A 15488-nucleotide genomic window follows, 5' to 3' on the forward strand; every position below is an offset into this window, starting at 1 on the left:
CGGGTCAGCGCGTGCCGGCCCAGCGGAACTCGCGCTTGGCCAGCGGCGTGCGGGGGCCGTCGCCGGTGGACACGGGTTCCTCGCCGGTCAGCACGATGCGGGTCTTGATCGCGAGCAGGGCGAAGAGCACCCAGTTCCCCTGGTAGAGCAGGCGGGACTCGGCGACGGACTGCACGAGCAGCGCGACGACGACCAGGAGCGGCAGGAGCGACACTGGGTCGAACGACCGCGGACGCAGCGTGGCGTCGTACCCGATGCGGGTCGCGCAGGCCCACGAGCGCGACAGCGTCGTCACCACGTAGATCGCGAAGAGCACCAGGCCGATGATGCCGGTCTGCATCCAGACGTCCAGGTAGGCGTCGTGGGCCTGCAGGTAGGTGACACCCTTGCGGTGCGCCAGGTCGGCGAGCGTCGGGATGCCGGGCCACCAGTACCCGATCCAGCCCCAGCCATCCACGGGGTGCTGGTCGATCAGCCCGAGCACCTTGCCCCAGATCTCGCCCCGACCGGTGGCGTCCGAGCCCTTGCCGAGCAGCTCGGAGACCGGACCACGCAGCACGGCCGCGGCGACGGCGACGACGATCGCGCCCACCGCGAGCAGCAGGTAGCGCGGGGTGCGGCGCTCGGTCGGCACACGGCGCATCCACACCGCGACCAGGGCGACCACGGCGACCACGAGGGCAGCGGCGATGACCGTCGACGAGCGGGTGAGGACGAAGCCGAGTGCGGCGACGAGGAGCCAGCCGATAGCTTGGTTGCGGCGGATCCGGCCCTCGGCGAACTGCACGGCGACCACGATCGCGACCAGCAGGGCGACCATGGCGAGCAGGTTCGCGTTGCCCGGCAGGCCCTGGATCCGGCCACCGGTGAAGAGCTCGGCGCGCGAGAAGTAGAACGCGTCGGGGACGTCGCGGTCGCCGTAGTCGGTCCAGATCGGCGCGATCGGGTGGCGGACGAACACCGCGACGACGGCTTCGAACAGCAGCGAGAGCATCAGGACCCAGCGGAGCGCGAGGCTCATGGCGTCGGTGATCCGCCGCCACGTCAGGGTCGAGGCGATCGTGAACGCCACGGCGGCGCAGATCACCTGCACGGTCAGGCTCGAGATCGTCGCGAACCGCCAGTGCGACCAGACCAGCGTCACCAGGCACCAGCCGAGGAACGCCCAGAGCGCCCAGGGGGTGCGGACGAGCGGCGGCTTCGCCCGGACCAGGATCGTGGTGCCCCAGGCGGCGACGAGGGCCCAGAGGACACCGGCCCCGACCCAGGTGAGGGTGTTCGGCACGGCGTCGCCCGCGAACAGCACGAACAGGGTCGTCGCCCCGAAGGCGAACGCCTCGCGCTCCGGTACGGCCCCGCGCGCCAGCGGCCAGGTGTTCGTCACGACGCCAGGGTACCGGCCGGTCGCCGTCCGCAGGACTCCCTCGGCGGCGCCGGTAGGCTCTGGCCCATGTTCCTCGGCATCACGAACACCCCCCGCGACTACGCCTGGGGCTCGGTCACCGCGATCCCGGAGCTCCTCGGCCGCACCGTCACGGGTGCCCCGCAGGCGGAGCTCTGGCTCGGCGCCCACGCCGGCAGCCCCAGCGTCGTCGTCAACCCCGCCATGGTGGGCGGAGCCGACACGCTCCGCGACTGGATCGCCGACGAGCCGGAGACCGCCCTCGGTCCGGACCGCACCGACCTGCCGTTCCTGCTCAAGGTGCTCGCGGCGGCCGCACCGCTCTCGCTGCAGGCGCACCCCACCCCGGAGCAGGCGGCGGAGGGCTTCGCCCGTGAAGAGCGCGAGGGCATCCCGCTCGACGACCCGGCTCGCAACTACAAGGACCCGTTCCCGAAGCCCGAGCTCGTCGTCGCGCTGAGCGAGCGGTTCGAGGCGCTGAGCGGCTTCCGCCCCGTCGAGGAGACCCTCGCCGAGGTGCGCGTGCTCGACGCCGGCACCGGACGGCTCGGTCCGCTCGAGGTGCACCTGCTGCACGGGCTCGAGGACACCGTCCGCTGGCTCGAGACCGCCGACGAGTCCGCACTCGCCGTGGTGCAGGCCGCGAGCGACCTGGCCGTCGCCCTCGACGACGACCTGCTCACCCCGAACACCGCGACCGTGCGCGACCTGGCGACCAGCTGGCCGGGCGACCCCGGCATCGTGGTCTCCCTGCTCATGCACCGTGTGACGCTCGGTACGGGGCAGGCGATGTACCTGCCCGCCGGCAACATCCACGCGTACCTCGACGGGCTCGGCATCGAGCTGATGGCGCCGTCGGACAACGTGCTGCGCGGCGGGCTGACGCCGAAGCACGTCGACGTGCCGGAGCTCCTGCGGGTGCTCGACTTCACCGCGTACCCGGCCCCGGTCCTCGAGCCGGAGCGCATCGCCGGCGGCGTCGACCGGTTCGCACCGGACGGCGTCGGCTTCGCGCTGCTGCGGGTGGACGGCGACGGCCGCCCGGCCGGCCTGAGCACGGGCGGGGTCGCGCCGCTCGTCGGACCGTCGATCGCGATCTGCACCGAGGGCGTCGTCACGCTCGTCGGCGCGCAGTCGGCCACCCTGCTCCGCAAGGGCGAGTCGTGCTTCATCACGCCGGACGAGGGCGACGTGACCGTCGAGGCGGACTCGTCCGACGGCATCACGTCGACGGTGTTCATCGCCACCGGCGCCTAGGACCGGCGCCCAGGACCCGCGCGCGCCCAGGACAGGCGTCCTGGCCGGGGACGCCGTCGCGGAACCGGCGCGGAACCGCACGCGGCGGCGCGGACCCGCACACCGCCACCGTGGCTTCGCCGACGTCCGCTAGCGTGGCGAGCATGAGTTGGCTGGTCACCGGCGGTGCCGGGTACATCGGGTCCCACGTCGTCCGAGCACTGCGCTCGGCCGGCATCGACACGGTCGCGTTCGACGACCTCTCGAGCGGCTTCCGCGCGTTCGTGCCGGACGACGTGCCGTTCGTCGAGGGCACGATCCTCGACGGGGAGCTCGTGGCGCGCACCCTGCGCGAGCACGAGGTCACCGGCGTGGTCCACGTCGCGGGGTTCAAGTACGCCGGCGTCTCCGTCGAGCGCCCGCTGCACACCTACGAGCAGAACGTCACCGGCATGGCGACCCTGCTCCGCGCGATGGCCGAGACCGGCGTCACCAAGGCGGTCTTCTCGTCGAGCGCGGCGGTCTACGGCACGCCGGACGTCGAGACCGTGGTCGAGTCCACCCCGAAGAACCCGGAGTCGCCGTACGGCGAGTCGAAGCTCATCGGCGAGTGGCTGCTGCGCGACATGGAGGTCGCCGCCGGATTCGCCACCACGTCGCTCCGGTACTTCAACGTCGTCGGCTCGGGGGAGCCCGACCTGTACGACGCCAGCCCGCACAACCTGTTCCCGCTGGTCTTCGACGCGCTGCTCGCCGGCCGGACCCCGCGGATCAACGGCGACGACTACGCCACCCCGGACGGCACCTGTGTCCGCGACTACGTGCACGTGGCCGACCTGGCGCACTCGCACGCCGTGGCCGCACGGAAGCTCGAGGCCGGGGAGCCGCTCGAGCGCGCCTACAACCTCGGCAGCGGCGACGGCGTGAGCGTCCGGCAGATCATGGACGCGATGGCTGCCGGCACCGGGATCGCCTTCGACCCCGAGATCGCACCGCGGCGCCCCGGCGACCCGGCCCGCATCGTCGCGACCGGCGAAGCCGCCGCCCGAGACCTCGAGTGGGCGATGCGGCACTCCCTGGACGAGATGGTCTCGAGCGCGTGGGAGGCCCGCCGCAGCGCCTCCTGAGCGCCTGAGGACGAGTCAGTTGTCCCCCGGAAGGCCCACCCGAGCGGCGCGACACGCCCAAACGGGGGACATGACACGCTGGAGCGGTCAGTGCCTTCTATGATCCGCGACTTGACTCAGGCGAATGACACCGCTGTAATTACAGGCAACGGCCGCAAGAGTTGGGGTTCGTTGTCGAGGCGGCAGGGGTGATCAGGGTGAACGGTTCCGAGTTCCACGCCGGAGTTCCGGAGGACTGGCACGTCGATCCCGTGGCGCTCGGCGTCCCCGGGGTCCGACGTCCCGAGGCGGACGACGAGGAGAACCCGCTCGCCTGGCAGGTCGACTCGCTGTGCGCACAGACCGACCCCGAGGCGTTCTTCCCCGAGAAGGGCGGCTCCACGCGCGAGGCGAAGAAGATCTGCACCTCGTGCGAGGTCCGGGCGCAGTGCCTCGAGTACGCGCTCGAGAACGACGAACGCTTCGGCATCTGGGGTGGCCTCTCCGAGCGGGAGCGCCGCAAGCTGCGGAAGCGCGCCTGAGCGGTCACGGCGCGCCAGCGCCGTGCGAGGGCGCGCCGAGGAGCCTGCGACGAGGACGCCGGGACCAGCCGTTCTCCGCCCGCCCCGCACCGCGCGGTGAGCGCGTCCACAGCTTCACGGCGCGCCGCCGTACGCAGCCGACACCGCGCCTCCAGACCGTAGAGTGACGCCCGTCATGCAGCCCAGAGTCACCGCGATCCTCGTCGCCGCCAACGGGGCGGCCCACCTCGACCGGACCCTGGACGCGCTCGCCGCCCAGACCCGCCACCCCGAGAACCTCGTGGTCGTCGACGTCGGCACGACCGACGGATCGACCGCCGAACTGTCCTTCGGTGGGTCCGCGCAGCTCGTCCGCCTCCCGGCGGGCCGGTCGTTCGGTGACGCCGTCCGGCAGGGCGAGCGCAGCGCGCCGCCCGCCGCGACCGACGAGCCGGTCGACGAGTGGCTGTGGATCCTCGGCCACGACAACGCGCCGGCACCGACCGCGCTCGCCGACCTGCTGGGCGCCGTCGAGATCGCGCCGTCGGTCGTCGTCGCCGGTCCGAAGCTCGTCGCCGACGACGATCCGTCGCTGATCCGTGCGTTCGGCGAGAGCATGACCCGCTTCGGCCGCTCGATCGTCCTGGTGCAGGACGAGCTCGACCAGGGCCAGCACGACCGCAACACCGACGTGCTCGGCGTCACCGCCGGCGGCATGCTCGTGCGTCGCTCGGTCTGGAACGAACTCGGCGGCTTCGACCCGGCACTGCCGGACGTCGACGCGGCGCTCGACTTCTCGGTCCGGGTCCGCCTCGCCGGACACCGCGTGGCCCTCGTGCCCGAGGCCAGGGTCACCAGCGCCGGACCGATCGAGGAGTTCGGGCGCAAGCGTGTGTCCGAGGCGCGGCGCGTCCGGATGCACCGGCAGGCGCAGCTGCACCGTCGGATGACGTACGCCCCCGTCGCGCTCGTCTGGCTGCACTGGCTCACGCTCGTGCCCTTCGCCGTCGGCCGCGCCCTGGGGCACCTGGTCGCGAAGCACCCCGCCGCCGTGGTCCCCGAGCTCTCCGCCGCGTTCGCGGTCGCGTTCGGCGGCGGCACGGGCCGTGCACGCAAGAACCTCGCCCGCACGAAGCAGCTCGGCTGGGCGGCCGTCGAACCGCTCCGGGTGAGCTGGCGTCGGGTGTACGAGCACCGCACCACCTCGCGCGACGTCGAACTCGCCCGCGTCGAGGACGCCCCGATCGCCAGGGCGTCGTTCCTCGGCGACGGCGGGATCTGGGTGGTCCTGGCTGCCGCGGCGCTCAGCGTCGTGACGCTCTACCCGTTGCTCGGCTCGCCGGCCCTGACCGGCGGGGGACTCCTGCCGCTCTCCGCGACCCCCGGTCAGCTCTGGCAGAACGTCGGGTACGGCTTCCACTCGCTCGGCACCGGCTTCACGGGCCCGTCCGACCCCTTCACCGCGGTGCTCGCCGTGCTCGGCTCGATCGTCTTCTGGTCGCCGTCCACCGCGGTCGTGCTCGTCATGCTCGTCGCCTTCCCGCTGTCCGCCCTCGGTGCCTGGTTCGCGGTCCGCAAGGTCACGACCCGCACCTGGGTGCCGGTCATCGGAGCGTCGCTCTACGCCATCGCCCCGTCGCTCGTCGGCTCGGTGACGACCGGGCACCTCGGTGCCGTGATCGCGCACCTGGTCCTGCCGTGGCTGTTCGTCGCCGTGCTCGAGGCGCACCGCTCGTGGGCCTGGGCCTCGGGTGCGTCGCTGCTGTTCGCCGTGGTCGCCGCCTCGGCTCCGTCGCTGCTGCCGGTCCTGCTGATCGGCTGGCTCGTGGCGCTGCTGGTCGGCTGGCGCCGGGCCCACCGTCGCGTGTTCATCCCGGTGCCGACCGCGGTGCTGTTCCTGCCGCTGATCCTGGCGCAGGCGGCACGCGGCAACCTGCTCGCCGTGTTCGCCGACCCCGGGGCGCCGTCCGCGACCCGGGCACCGTCCGCCCTGCAGCTCGCCATCGGGCAGCCCCTGCCCGACTGGAGCGGCTGGCTGCCCGCGACCTCCGGGCTGACGCTCGTCGTCGGGGCCCTGCCGATCGTGATGGCCGTCCTGGCACTCCCGGTCGCCGTCGCCGCGATCGGGGCGGTGCTCGGCCACCGCTGGGCGGTCGCCGGCTCCGCGCTCGTCATCGCGCTCCTCGGCTTCGCCACGGCCTTCGCCGCCACCCACGTCACCGTCACCGGTGTCGGTTCGACCACCACCATCGTCTGGCCCGGCAGCGGGTTGTCCGTGTACTGGCTCGCCCTCGTGGTGGCGGCGTGCATCGGCATCGACGTGCTGCCGAAGGCCGCACCGGTCACAGGGCTCGTCGCGACCGTGCTCGCCGGGATCGCCGTCGCGCCGGCGTTCGCGGCGTTCTACCTCGGCACCGCCACGATCGAGCCGACCACGGGCCGCGTGCTCAGCGCCTACGTGAACGCCGAGGCCCAGGCGAACCCCGACGTCGGCACGCTCGTGGTCGTGCCGCAGGACGACGGGTCGCTCGCCGTCACGCTCGAACGCGGGCAGGGGTCCACCCTCGACGACCAGTCGACGCTCGACGCGACCGCGCTCCGGCTGAGCGAGTCCGGCTCGCGGCTGACCACGCTCGCGGGCAACCTGGCCAGTCGCAGCGGGTACGACCCCCGGCCGGCGCTCCGCGAACTCGGCGTGAGCTTCGTGCTCATCGACGACGCGGGCGACGACCCCGAGGCGCAGACGGTGCACGACCGGGCCGCCGGTGCCATCGGCCAGAACGCGCTCTTCACCAGCATCGGCGAGACCACCAACGGGCAGCTGTTCCACTACGACGGCGAGGTCGACCGCACGCGCTCCGGCTCCGCGGCGACCCAGGCCACCCACGTGCTGTACCTCGTCGTGCTCGGCGTGGTCTTCGGCGCCGCAGCCCTGCTCGCGGTCCCGACGGCCCCGCGCCGCCGCCGTGCCACCTCGAACGTCATCGAGGCCGAGGAACCCGCCACCACCTTCGACGAGGAGCGCGACGAATGAGCACCACCCCCTCCTCCGTCCGGCGCTGGATCGTCCGCGGCACCGCCACGGCCGTCGCCGTCGTCGTCGCGGCGGGCGCCGTCACCGCGGCGCACGCCATCGGCACCGAGTCGGAACCCGGCCGACCCGCCGGGCGCACCGTCACGCCGGTCCCCGCCGCCGCCGAACGTGTCTGCGCCGGCAGCGCACTGCGTCTGTCCGACGACGCGGGCAACGACGCGACGCAGGCGAGCACCGTCGGCACCGCCACCGTCGCGACCGCGACGACCGGTTCCACGGTCGAGCGGTCCGCGCTCGACGCCTCGACCACCGGCGGCAGCGAGCCCCGGCTCCTGACGGCGCCAGCGGGGGAGACGACCCCGCAGGTCGCGGGCAGCAGCTTCCAGAGCGTCTCCAGCGGCGACCTGGTGGGTGCCGGAGCGGCCTCGTGCGACGACCCGACCCAGTCCACGTGGCTCGTCGGCGGATCGACCGAGACCGGTCGCACGAGCCTCGTCACGCTCTCGAACCCGACGGACGTCAACGCCACGGTCGACCTGGCGATCTACGACGGCGACGGGACGGTCAGCGCCCCCGGGACCACCGGCATCGTCGTGGCACCGAACACGCAGAAGGTCGTCCCGCTGTCGGGCTTCGTGTCCGACGCCGCGTCGACGGTCGTGCACGTCACCTCGTCCGGCGGGCAGATCGTCGCGCACATGCAGGAGACCGTCGTCCGCACCCTGACCCCGGGCGGCTTCGACATCGTCTCCGGCGGCGCTGCGCCGTCCCGGTCCCAGGTCATCCCCGCCGTCGTCCTCGCCGACGCGCAGGCCGCCCAGCGTGGTGACGACACGGCCGACGCGGCACCGGTCGTCCGACTGTTCGTGCCGGGCACGAAGTCGGCCCGCGTCACCCTCGGCATCAGCACGGCCGACGGCGGCGGCACGACCGTCAACGCCACCGCCGAGCCCGGCGTCGTGACCGACGTCCCGCTCGACGACTTCCCGGACGGCCGGTACTCGTTCACCGTCACGTCGACCCAGCCGATCGTCACCGGGGCGCGCACCACGACGCCCACCGACGGCACCAGCACCGGCACCGACCTCGGGTGGTTCGCCTCCGCCGAGCCGCTCGGCGACGAGACCATCACCGCCATCGCGCCGGGCGAGGGTGTGCGGCTGAACTTCGTGAACCCCACGAGCGAGGACCGCACGGTCACGGTGCGGTCGGGCGACGAACGACGCACCCTGACGCTCCTGTCCGGCGCCACCGGGACACTGTCGGTGCCGACGGCGAAGCAGCTCACGCTGACCGGCACCGACGGCGTCGTCGCGGGGGTCACGTACCGCGGCGCTGACGGGATCGCCGGGTTCCCGGTGCGCCCGGCCACCGACGTCTCCACACCGGTGCGCGTCTACCCCTGACGGGTGGTGCCAGCGGCCCGGGTGGTCGGCACGGTGCGGTCGGTCCGGCTCACCGGCGGGTCGGCGCGGTGCGGCCGGTCCGCTTCACCAGTGTCGGTAGCGGTCCGGTGCCAGGTCCCACGGGTCCTTGCCGATCAGCTCGCCCACCGCGCGGAACACCGCGGTCTCGATGATGATGCGGCGGTCGGAGTCGTCCTTCTCGGGGCTCCGGTTCACCCGCTCCACGGGGATGCGGAACACGGTCACGCGGCGGGTGTCACGGTCGATGCGCCAACGTGGCATCTCGTCCGGCAGGGTCTGGTCGCTCGGCATGTCCGCCACCTGGAAGACCACGCCCGCGAGTTCCTCGGGCCACAGGCCGAGCAGGTAGTGCGCACTGTCACCGACGATGCGGTCGAACGCCTCGGCGCGGGTGATGATCGGCGCGAGTTCGGGTCCGGTGACGCTCGAACGCCCGCCACGGCCGTGCCGGGAGCGCCCCCGACCGCGGTCGACCGGGGTGACGAGGCGAGGCTTCCGACGCATCCCCACATCGTACGCGGGCACGGGCGCACGCCGGACGCTCCGCTAGGCTCCCTGACGACATGGACGTGCGGATCTGCAGCAAGGTGGCGTGTGCCAATAGCGCTTCGTCGACCCTGACGTACGACTACGGCGACTCCATGGTCGTCATCGGTCCGCTGTCGACCCGGGTCGAACCGCACGGCTACGACCTCTGCGCCCGCCACGCGGCCACCCTGCGCGTCCCGCGCGGCTGGCAGGTGGTGCGGCGCGAGCCGCTCCCGCGCGACGCGGACTGACGGCGCGCGTCCGCGACGTGGGTGGGGGCGATCTGGAGGCCCGGGGAACGTGACCGGGATCGGCTGGTGACCCGCGCCTCCCGGCATGGAAGACTGGCGGGCATGCCCACCGAAACCCGCACCGCTGCTGTGTTCCGCGTCGCCGACCTGTCCCTCGCCGAGGCGGGCCGGCACCAGATCCGCCTCGCCGAGAACGAGATGCCGGGCCTGATGTCACTGCGTGACGAGTTCGCCGCGGCGCAGCCGCTCGCCGGCGCGCGCATCGCCGGGTCCCTGCACATGACGGTGCAGACCGCCGTGCTCATCGAGACGCTCGTCGCCCTCGGCGCCCAGGTGCGCTGGGCCAGCTGCAACATCTTCTCCACCCAGGACGAAGCCGCCGCGGCGGTCACCGTCGGACCCACCGGCACCCCGGACGCCCCCGCCGGCGTCCCGGTGTTCGCGTGGAAGGGCGAGACGCTCGAGGAGTACTGGTGGTGCACCAGCCGCATCTTCGACTGGAGCGACGAGGCCGCCGCGGCCGGTGCGGACTGGACCGGCCCGAACCTGATCCTGGACGACGGCGGCGACGCCACCATGCTCGTGCACACCGGCGCCGACGCCGAGGCCGCCGGTGCCGCCCCGGTCGCCGAGCCGGACGCCAGCGCCGAGTGGAAGATCGTGCTCGACACCGTCGCGCGGTCGCTCGAGACCTCGTCCGACCGCTGGACCCGCATCGCGGCCGACATCCAGGGCGTCACCGAGGAGACCACGACGGGCGTGCACCGTCTGTACGAGCTGTTCCGGAACGGCGAGCTGAAGTTCCCGGCGATCAACGTCAACGACTCCGTGACGAAGTCGAAGTTCGACAACAAGTACGGCATCCGGCACTCGCTGCCCGACGGTCTGAACCGCGCCACCGACGTGCTCATCGGCGGCAAGGTCGCCTTCGTCGTCGGCTACGGCGACGTCGGCAAGGGGGCGGCCGAGGCGCTCCGCGGGCAGGGCGCCCGCGTCATCGTCAGCGAGGTCGACCCCATCTGTGCGCTGCAGGCGGCGATGGACGGCTACCAGGTCGCGCGCCTGGCGGACGTCGTCGACACCGTCGACATGGTCATCACGTGCACCGGCAACCTGGGCGTGGTCGGGGTCGACGAGATGCTCGGGCTGAAGCACCTGGCGATCGTCGCGAACGTGGGGCACTTCGACAACGAGATCGACATGGCCGGGCTCGAGGCGCTGCCCGGCGTCTCGAAGGTCGAGATCAAGCCGCAGGTGCACGAGTGGCGGCTGCCGACCGGGCGGTCGATCCTGGTGCTGTCCGAGGGGCGGCTCATGAACCTCGGCAACGCGACGGGCCACCCGTCGTTCGTGATGAGCAACTCGTTCACGAACCAGGTGCTCGCGCAGATCGAGCTGCACACCCGGCGCGACGAGTACCCGACCGGCGTGTACGTGCTGCCGAAGCACCTGGACGAGAAGGTCGCGCGCCTGCACCTCGACGCCCTCGGGGTGCAGCTGACGTCGCTGCGTCCGGAGCAGGCGGCGTACATCGGTGTCCCCGTCGAGGGCCCCTTCAAGCCGGACCACTACCGCTACTGAGGTCGGCGTTCTTGCGCTCCCGCACGACACCGGTGTTCGCACGTTGCACCCCGGCACGCGGGTGTTCGGCGCGCGAACACCGGTGTCGTGCGAGGAGCCCGGCGCCGCGCGCTGCGTCAGCGGGGGAAGCCCGGCGGGCGCGCCGACGCCGTGGACCCCGCTGCGGTGAGCAGCTCGGCGCGGGCACCCAGCGCCCGGACGTCCCGACGACGACGCAGCACGACGACCCCGGCCAGGAACACCTCGGGCGGCACGGGCGGCACGGGGTGGGCGAACGCCGACACCTCGGCCGCGAGCGACTGCGCCGCTGCCTCGCGCAGTTCCGGTCGCATCAGCGCCGCCCCGCGGAAGAACGCGCCGAGCCGGTTCTCCAACCGCTGCGGCAGCGCCGAGACGTCCGCGACGCCGGCCCACGCCGCCAGTTCCGGTGGCAGGAGCACCTCGGGGTCGCGCTGTTTCGGCAGGCGCTCGTGCTGCACGATCGTGCCTGCGAGCAGGTCCCCGAGGCGCCTCGGCCGGGTGCCGAACAGCGCGACGAGCAGGGCGACCGACCCGAACGTCATCCAGAGCTCGAACAGGCCGACGAGCGACCGGGTGAAGGCGTGCCGGAACCCGATCGAACCGCCGTCGAGCCGGACCACCCGGGTGCCGGTGGCGAACCGTCCGACGCTCCGCCCCTTCGTCACCGTCTCGACCGCGGCGGGGACCAGCACCAGCACGACGACGAGCAGCACGATGTTCAGCGCAGCACCCCAGGCGGGTTCGAGGCCCCTCGGCCAGAGTCGTGCGACCCCGAACATCGCGAGCACGAACAGGACGAGGACGCACAGGCCGTCCAGCAGGGCCGCTGCGAGCCGCAGCACGAGTCCGGCGGGTTGGACGTCGAGCGCGACGCCCTCGCCCACCACGAGCTCGTCGGCGGTCTCGTCGAGATCGCGCGAGAACCGGGCGTCGGCGAGGTCACGCGGCGTGCGGGGCTTCGGCATGGGATCATTCTGTCGGAGATCGCGCGACCTGAGGGGGAACTCGTGGACCTGGATGCCTACGCCGAGGTGCATCGTGACCGGTGGCAGGAGCTCGACCGGCTGGCGCGTGCCCGGCACCGGTCCGGTGCGGACGTCGACCGGCTCGTCGCCGGCTACCAGGAGGCCGCGACCGACCTCGCCCGCATCCGCGGTGCCGCACCGCGCACCGTGACCGGCGACCGGCTCTCGCTCACGCTGTTCCGCGCCCGACTGCGCTTCACCGGCACCCCCGTCGACCCGCTGACCGCGGTCGCACTGTTCTTCACGCGGCAGCTCCCCGCGGCGCTCTACCGGATCCGCTGGGTGACCATCTGGGTCGCGCTCGCCACGGTGGCGATCGGGGCGATCGTCGCGATCTGGATCACCACGACCCCCGGCGCGACGGCGACCTTCGGCAGCGACGAGGCCCTGCGCCGGTACGCCACGCAGGACTTCGTCGACTACTACTCGAACCGCGGTCTCGGGGCGTTCACGGCGCAGGTCTGGACGAACAACGCGTACATCGCCGCGACGATGGTCGCCTTCGGGATCACCGGGGTCTTCGTACCGTTCTCGATCATGCAGAACGCCGTCAGCCTGGGGGTGTCCGCAGCGATCATGCACTCCCAGGGACGCCTGGCCGACTTCTTCCTCTACATCTCCCCGCACGGGCAGCTGGAGCTCTACTCAGTCTTCCTGGCCGGTGGCGCGGGGCTGATGATCTTCTGGTCGTGGGTGGCACCGGGCCCCGGTCGCACCCGCGCCCAGGCTCTCGCCGAGGACGGCCGGGCACTCATCACCATCGCGATCGGCCTGACCCTGACCCTGCTGCTGTCCGGCATCGTCGAGGGCGTGGTGACGCGGCAGGACTGGCCGTGGCCGATCAAGATCGGCATCGGCACGATCGCCCTGGCCGCGGTGCTCGCGTACCAGTGGGTGCTCGGCGGCCGCGCCTACCGGGCGGGGGAGCGCGGCGACCTCGAGGAGTTCGAGCGCGGCTCCACCGCCCTGGTGGCCGGCTAGGGCCTGCCCGGGTTCAGAGTCGGCCGGAGGCCTTCGCCCGGATGTAGGCGTCGGCGACGAGCGGCGGGACGTCCGCCGGCGCGCCACGGACGACCTCGGCGCCGGATCGGCGTGCGACGTCGGCCGCTCCGTCCGCGTCGAGCAGCGTGCGTTCCGCGGCGGCGCGTCGGTAGACGTCGCGCTCCGCGCCGGTGGGGAGGCCCGGCACCCGTCCGCCCCGCGCGGTGCGGATCGACGTGGTCGGGTCCACCCCGCCGTGTGCCATCCGCTCGACGGCCGGGTCCTCGATGCTCGTCACGACCACCGCGTGCCGCCGGGACAACCGGGGGAGCACGGCGAGCAGGTCACCCGAGCCACCGACGGAGTCCAGGCTCGAGGCGAGGACGACCAGTGCGCGCGAGGTCGTGATCGAGTCGACGAGTGCGGGCACGGACGCCCAGTCGGTCGCGGCGAGCCCGGGTTCGGCCATCGCGAGTGCTTCGCCGAAGCGCTGCACGACGTCGGTGCGGGTGGCGCCGTGCACGCGGTCGTGCGCGGTGTCGTCGAGGACGACCAGGTCGACCCGGTCACCGGCGGCGGCAGCGAGCGCGCCGAGGAGCAGCGCCGACTCGATGAACGTGTCGAGCCGTGGCTCGTCGGCGACACGGCCGGCACCCGCTCGCCCCGCGTCCACCACGACGACGACGCGCCGGTCACGCTCCGGCCGCCACGTGCGGACGACGAGGTCCTGTCGCCGAGCGGTCGCCCGCCAGTCGATGGAGCGCACGTCGTCACCGCGGACGTAGTCGCGCAGCGAGTCGAACTCGGTGCCGTGCCCGCGGAGCTGCAGGGTGGTCTCGCCGTCGAGCTCGCGGAGCCGTGCCAGGCGTGACGGCAGGTGCCGCCGCGACCGGAAGGGCGGCGTGACGACGAGTTCGCCCGGTGCTGCCACGACCCGCTGGCGCGCCGCGAGGCCCAGGGGGCCGAAGGACCGCACGGCGACCCCGGTGGTGCGACGTCGGCCGCGGCGGAACGGTGTGAAGCGCATCCGCGCCGTCCGTCGCTCCCCGCCGGGCACCGTCATCCGGATCCGCCGGGGGCGGTGGCCGGCCGACGGCTCCCACATGTCGCGGACCACGCCACGGACCGTCCGGGTCCCGTCGTTCGCGAGCACGAGCGTGCCGTCGGCGGTGCTGTCACGTCGGGCGAGCCGCGGCATCCGGCGTTCCACCCGGACCCGGCGCAGGTCGGCGGCGAGCAGGACGTCGAGCACGGCGGCGAGCAGCACCACCCCGACCCACGCCAGACCGGCCCACCCGCTGCCGAGCAGCACGGTGGGGACGAGGGCGACGGCGAGGAGCGCGACGAACCGACCGGAGACTGCCACTAGATCGGCACCCGCACCTGTTCGAGCACCTGCTGGAGCACGCCGTCGGCGCCGACGCCCTCGAGCTCGGCGTCCGCGGCGACCCGCAGGCGGTGCCGCCAGACCGGCAGGGCCATCGCCTGCACGTGGTCCGGGGTGATCGCGTCGTAGCCGGTGAGCCACGCCCAGGCCTTCGCGGCCGCGAGCAGGGCCGTCGCGCCACGGGGACTGACGCCGACCCGGACCGAGGGCGCCTGACGCGTGGCCCGGGCCAGGTCGACGATGTAGGCGAGCACGTCGTCGCGGGCACCGACGCCGCGGACTGCGCGCTGCGCCCGCACGACCTCGTCGACGCCGACCACCGGGGTGATGCCGGCCGACCGCACGTCGCGCGGGACGAACCCGTCGGCGTGGCGTCGGAGCACCTGCCACTCGACGTCACGCGGGGGGATGTCGAGGGTCAGCTTCATCAGGAACCGGTCGAGCTGCGCCTCGGGGAGCGTGTACGTACCCTCGAACTCGATCGGGTTCATCGTCGCGGCGACGAAGAACGGGTCGGGCAGCGCACGGGCGTCGCCGTCGACGCTGACCTGGCGTTCCTCCATCGCCTCGAGCAGGGCCGACTGGGTCTTCGGGGGCGTCCGGTTGACCTCGTCGGCGAGCAGGACGTTGGTGAACACGGGGCCCTCGCGGAACGGGAACGTGCCGGTCGACGCGTCGTAGACGAGCGATCCGGTGACGTCGCCGGGCATCAGGTCGGGCGTGAACTGGATGCGCTTCGTGTCGAGCGTCATCGCGGCGGCGAGGCTGCGCACGAGCAGGGTCTTGGCGACACCCGGGACGCCCTCGAGCAGCACGTGCCCCTGGGCGAGGAGGCCCACGATCATGCCGGAGACCGCGCCCTCCTGGCCGACGACGGCCTTGGCGACCTCGGTGCGGACCCGGCCGAACGCGTCGCGCAGGTCGGTGCCGGCGGCGCTCGATTGGTCGGGCTCCGCCGCGGCGTGCTCGGTGGTGGCAGGGGGCAGGT

Annotated in this window: 13 protein-coding genes; 8 read left to right on the plus strand and 5 right to left on the minus strand. The window is 73.2% G+C overall.

Annotation, left to right across the window (positions count from 1 at the left end; all coding sequences use genetic code 11):
• Window positions 1–4: 4 nt before the first annotated feature.
• Complete coding sequence (locus ASF75_RS09900) at window positions 5–1384, minus strand: O-antigen ligase family protein (RefSeq protein WP_056070905.1); 1380 nt, start codon at window positions 1382–1384, stop codon at window positions 5–7.
• A 66-nt stretch (window positions 1385–1450) separates the two neighbouring features.
• On the opposite strand from ASF75_RS09900, the gene manA reads away from it, so the two are divergent.
• The 5 genes from manA (at window position 1451) to ASF75_RS09925 (ending at window position 8705) form a co-directional block, all read left to right on the plus strand.
• Window positions 1451–2659 carry a mannose-6-phosphate isomerase, class I gene (gene manA / locus ASF75_RS09905; protein ID WP_056070907.1) on the plus strand — a complete coding sequence of 403 codons (1209 nt, stop codon included), beginning with the start codon at window positions 1451–1453 and terminating at the stop codon, window positions 2657–2659.
• A 143-nt stretch (window positions 2660–2802) separates the two neighbouring features.
• Window positions 2803–3765, plus strand: coding sequence for a UDP-glucose 4-epimerase GalE (galE, locus tag ASF75_RS09910; protein WP_031260600.1), 963 nt, complete (start codon window positions 2803–2805; stop codon window positions 3763–3765).
• A 188-nt stretch (window positions 3766–3953) separates the two neighbouring features.
• Complete coding sequence (locus ASF75_RS09915; RefSeq protein WP_017888800.1) at window positions 3954–4286, plus strand: WhiB family transcriptional regulator; 333 nt, start codon at window positions 3954–3956, stop codon at window positions 4284–4286.
• A gap of 175 nt (window positions 4287–4461) precedes the next feature.
• Window positions 4462–7299: a glycosyltransferase gene (locus tag ASF75_RS09920; protein WP_056070910.1), complete on the plus strand. Its 2838-nt coding sequence runs from the start codon at window positions 4462–4464 to the stop codon at window positions 7297–7299.
• Window positions 7296–8705 (plus strand): DUF5719 family protein, encoded by a 1410-nt coding sequence (locus tag ASF75_RS09925; RefSeq protein ID WP_056070913.1) that lies wholly within the window; start codon window positions 7296–7298, stop codon window positions 8703–8705. The genes ASF75_RS09920 and ASF75_RS09925 overlap by 4 nt, the downstream gene beginning before the upstream one ends.
• A gap of 84 nt (window positions 8706–8789) precedes the next feature.
• On the opposite strand, the gene ASF75_RS09930 is transcribed toward ASF75_RS09925, so the two are convergent.
• Window positions 8790–9230, minus strand: a complete 441-nt coding sequence (locus ASF75_RS09930) for a metallopeptidase family protein (protein ID WP_017888803.1) — start codon at window positions 9228–9230, stop codon at window positions 8790–8792.
• Window positions 9231–9289: 59 nt separating this feature from the next.
• Between ASF75_RS09930 and ASF75_RS09935 the strand changes: the two genes are divergently transcribed.
• The gene (locus ASF75_RS09935) at window positions 9290–9505 is read left to right on the plus strand and encodes a DUF3499 family protein (RefSeq protein WP_017888804.1); all 216 of its coding nucleotides are present in this window, start codon (window positions 9290–9292) and stop codon (window positions 9503–9505) included.
• Window positions 9506–9607: 102 nt separating this feature from the next.
• Entirely contained in the window at window positions 9608–11086 is a 1479-nt protein-coding gene (gene ahcY / locus ASF75_RS09940; protein WP_056070916.1) for an adenosylhomocysteinase, read from the plus strand.
• Window positions 11087–11202: 116 nt separating this feature from the next.
• On the opposite strand, the gene ASF75_RS09945 is transcribed toward ahcY, so the two are convergent.
• Complete coding sequence (locus ASF75_RS09945; RefSeq protein WP_017888806.1) at window positions 11203–12072, minus strand: RDD family protein; 870 nt, start codon at window positions 12070–12072, stop codon at window positions 11203–11205.
• A 42-nt stretch (window positions 12073–12114) separates the two neighbouring features.
• Here ASF75_RS09945 and ASF75_RS09950 point away from each other — a divergent pair, with 42 nt between their 5' ends.
• Window positions 12115–13113 carry a stage II sporulation protein M gene (locus ASF75_RS09950; protein WP_042538793.1) on the plus strand — a complete coding sequence of 333 codons (999 nt, stop codon included), beginning with the start codon at window positions 12115–12117 and terminating at the stop codon, window positions 13111–13113.
• A 13-nt stretch (window positions 13114–13126) separates the two neighbouring features.
• On the opposite strand, the gene ASF75_RS09955 is transcribed toward ASF75_RS09950, so the two are convergent.
• Both ASF75_RS09955 and ASF75_RS09960 read right to left on the minus strand, forming a co-directional pair.
• Window positions 13127–14479 carry a DUF58 domain-containing protein gene (locus ASF75_RS09955; protein WP_017888808.1) on the minus strand — a complete coding sequence of 451 codons (1353 nt, stop codon included), beginning with the start codon at window positions 14477–14479 and terminating at the stop codon, window positions 13127–13129.
• On the minus strand, window positions 14479–15486 hold the full coding sequence (locus tag ASF75_RS09960) for an AAA family ATPase (protein ID WP_396121636.1): 1008 nt from the start codon (window positions 15484–15486) through the stop codon (window positions 14479–14481). Before ASF75_RS09960 ends, ASF75_RS09955 begins: the two co-directional genes overlap by 1 nt.
• Window positions 15487–15488 lie beyond the last annotated feature (2 nt).

The sequence above is a fragment of the Curtobacterium sp. Leaf154 genome (genome assembly GCF_001424595.1).
GTDB lineage: Bacteria > Actinomycetota > Actinomycetes > Actinomycetales > Microbacteriaceae > Curtobacterium > Curtobacterium poinsettiae.

Coding starts and splice junctions, on each gene's coding strand:
- manA (WP_056070907.1), top strand. CDS start 1,451: ATGTTCCTCGGCATCACGAACACCCCCCGCGACTACGCCTGGGGCTCG.
- galE (WP_031260600.1), top strand. CDS start 2,803: ATGAGTTGGCTGGTCACCGGCGGTGCCGGGTACATCGGGTCCCACGTC.
- ASF75_RS09920 (WP_056070910.1), top strand. CDS start 4,462: ATGCAGCCCAGAGTCACCGCGATCCTCGTCGCCGCCAACGGGGCGGCC.
- ASF75_RS09925 (WP_056070913.1), top strand. CDS start 7,296: ATGAGCACCACCCCCTCCTCCGTCCGGCGCTGGATCGTCCGCGGCACC.
- ASF75_RS09930 (WP_017888803.1), bottom strand. CDS start 9,230: ATGCGTCGGAAGCCTCGCCTCGTCACCCCGGTCGACCGCGGTCGGGGG.
- ASF75_RS09935 (WP_017888804.1), top strand. CDS start 9,290: ATGGACGTGCGGATCTGCAGCAAGGTGGCGTGTGCCAATAGCGCTTCG.
- ahcY (WP_056070916.1), top strand. CDS start 9,608: ATGCCCACCGAAACCCGCACCGCTGCTGTGTTCCGCGTCGCCGACCTG.
- ASF75_RS09945 (WP_017888806.1), bottom strand. CDS start 12,072: ATGCCGAAGCCCCGCACGCCGCGTGACCTCGCCGACGCCCGGTTCTCG.